Genomic DNA, 2,792 nt, shown 5'->3' on the forward strand with positions numbered 1-2,792 from the left:
TGCAGGACGTGCTGCGCGATTTCGATGGTGCCGTCAGCGACAATGAAAACAAGCTGGCAACCGCCCACGATCGCATGGAAGATCTTGAGCTGACCGCGAGCGACATGTTCGACAAGTTGGTGAAGGCCGGCCTGTCACCGCAGGACAGCGTGATGGTCGAACGCGCCATCGAGCATTGTCATAATCTCGCGCGGATCGCCGAAGAGGCAATCGCTTCGGGCGAGCTGACCATGGAACAGCTGTTCGACCAGAACTACCGTCAGGTCCCGGGCACCAACCCTCCGCTCTATCGCACGACGCTGAGCGATTGGGCCGATCGCCGCTGGCGCCCAGTCATCGACTCAGTGGTTGCAGAAGGCGGCGGGATCAAGATGTGTTCGCCGGCGGACATGAACGGGTTCCTGCCCACGCATGTCAGCGCCCACTCGCGCCAACCGACCGGCGATCTTGCGCACGACACCAAATATTGCCGGAACGGGCGCATCATCCTCGAGGGTGTCGACCTCGTTTCGAAGAACAGCAAGGATGCTTACACCATGGCTGTGTATCGCCAGGAAGGCGATGGCAAGAACTACATCGTTGTTCGCAACGTCTATGTGCCGCTGTTTATCAACGGCCGCCGCTGGGGCGATTCCGAACTGGCCTACTCTTTCGCGTAACGCAGCTTGGATTGAGGATCAGGGCTCGCTCTCTAACCGGAGCGGGCCCTTTCTTGTATTCAGAGCGACTTGTTCGCATCCCTCCTTCATCAGGACTTTCGTTCTTAACATCGGAATTGCGTTGTTAAATGAAACCAGAGAACTAAGTGTTCGATCTTCTTTCTATATACGTACACATAAGCATTAATACTGATACACATACGCACTCGATTCGATATGGTGTCACCTCGGATTGTATTGCGCATGAAAAGGGTCCTGCCGCTGCAATCCGCAAGGGGGACGATCTATGAAGCTTTCTACCTATTTAGTCGGCTTGTCGGCCGTCGCACTGGTTGCGTCGTGCCAATCCGCGGAAAAAGCTGCTCCAATTGTGGATTTGGAAGCCCAACGGGTCACTGCGATAAAGACTGCAACACCATTCCAGAACAATAACGGTGAAGTGCCACCTGAAGGCTACGGCAGCTTCGTACTTAGCCATGACTGGCCGACAACTGCACCGCCGCCCCTTGCCGATGCACCTTGGCGCGATGCCATCGGCGGCGGCCTGATTACCGTAGATAATGCCAGCGCCTATGCTGAAGCGCTCAAGGCCGCGGTGGCGGCGCCCGGTACGGCTCTGTTCACGCAGGGCAACGGCTTCGATGCGCCGGGGGCAGGGTGGTACAACGAACCCTGGACCGGAAGCCTGCGCGAACCAATCCAGGGAACCTATCCCGCCGGTGAGTTCGGACCCGCAGTATTCCCGGGTACGGGCTTGAAGACCGATTTTCAAACCCATGTCCTGACCTATTACGATCAGCGCGCGGCCTACACGCTCTACAATGTGTGGAACACGGACGCGATGAATCCGAAGGTTGAAACCGCCCGCACCCAGTTTGCGGAAGGATCCATTATTGTGAAGGCCGCCGTATTCACATCGACGGATCCGACGATGCCGACCGATTGGTGGGATGCGATTTCAGGTGCGCAAGCGTGGAACCTGTTCATTCCCGTCAAGGACGGTGGTCCGTCGCAGGTGTGGCCCGGCTATGTCGTGCAATTCGACATCATTGTGAAGGATTCCAAGTCGGCGCCTGACACCGGCTGGGTCTTCACGACTCTGGTGTATGACAGCAGCATCCAGAGCGACAATATCTGGGACAAGATGGTCGTTCTCGGTGCCCAGTGGGGAAATGATCCCCAGGCAAGCAAGCCGGGTGATGTGCTGACGCAGAACTGGATCAATCCGGATGCACCTGCCTATGCCAAGATGACGCTGGGGCCAAACGATCGGCTCTCCGGACCTAACGATGGTGCGCGCAACAACATTGCCTTCTGCACCGACGCCGACAATTGCGGTGAGCCGCAGGACAATGTGCCCGACTCAAGCTGCATGAGCTGCCACAGTACCGCGCAGTGGAACCCTAAACTCAACCGCATGCCCAGCTTCCTGCTGCCGTCATTCCCGACAGACAGTGCTCCCTACTTCAAACTGTGCGGGCCGAATGGCGATTACATCTGTTCACCGATTGCCGGTTCCGCAGGGTGGATGAAGTGGTTCCAGAACCGGCTTGGCACGGTCCCAATGGACGAGGGCTCGGTCGCGGGCGATTTTGACGAGGTCCTGACCTTCAAGTCGTTGCCGCTATGGTATGCCGCAACCAACCCGGCCAGCGACGTACCTTTGCTGACGCGCCAGATGTTTGCGGCGCGGCAGTACAATCAGTACACTGGGGCACCGCTGAAGAACGAAAAATAACTGCGCCCCCAGGCGGCCATCCAGGGCGCTCTCCCGCTCCGGATGGCCGTATGCGAGCTCAGGGTCGCAAGGAAGAGGGCGCACTCCGAAACCGAAGTGCGCCCTCTTTCTTTCAGTCTTGTCTGGATCAGTTCTGGCGGCGCGCCATGAACGCAAGCCGCTCGAACATCATCACATCCTGTTCGTTCTTGAGCAACGCACCGTGTAGCTGCGGAATTGCTGCAGTCGGATTCTGCGACTGGAGGACATCCAGCGGCATATCCTCGTTGAGCAGCAGCTTCAGCCAGTCGAGCAGTTCGCTGGTCGACGGCTTCTTCTTGAGGCCCGGCACTTCACGGATTTCGTAGAAGATTTCCATCGCCTTGGTGACGAGGTTCTTCTGGATGCCGGGGAAG

At 57.8% G+C, this 2,792-nt stretch carries 1 protein-coding gene and 2 pseudogenes; 2 read left to right on the forward strand and 1 reads right to left on the reverse strand.

What is annotated here, in order from left to right:
• Both AAFM29_RS14730 and AAFM29_RS14735 read left to right on the forward strand, forming a co-directional pair.
• Window positions 1-659: pseudogene (locus tag AAFM29_RS14730) on the forward strand (chemotaxis protein); the annotation flags it as partial.
• 370 nt (window positions 660-1,029) lie between these two features.
• A complete protein-coding gene (locus AAFM29_RS14735) occupies window positions 1,030-2,397 on the forward strand; it encodes a hypothetical protein (RefSeq protein WP_341713543.1) in 1,368 nt (455 codons plus the stop codon).
• Window positions 2,398-2,524: 127 nt separating this feature from the next.
• On the opposite strand, the pseudogene AAFM29_RS14740 reads toward AAFM29_RS14735, so the two are convergent.
• Window positions 2,525-2,792: pseudogene (locus AAFM29_RS14740) on the reverse strand (ATP-binding protein); the annotation flags it as partial.

It is taken from the genome of Erythrobacter sp., from assembly GCF_038133525.1.
Classification (GTDB): Bacteria; Pseudomonadota; Alphaproteobacteria; order Sphingomonadales; family Sphingomonadaceae; genus Qipengyuania.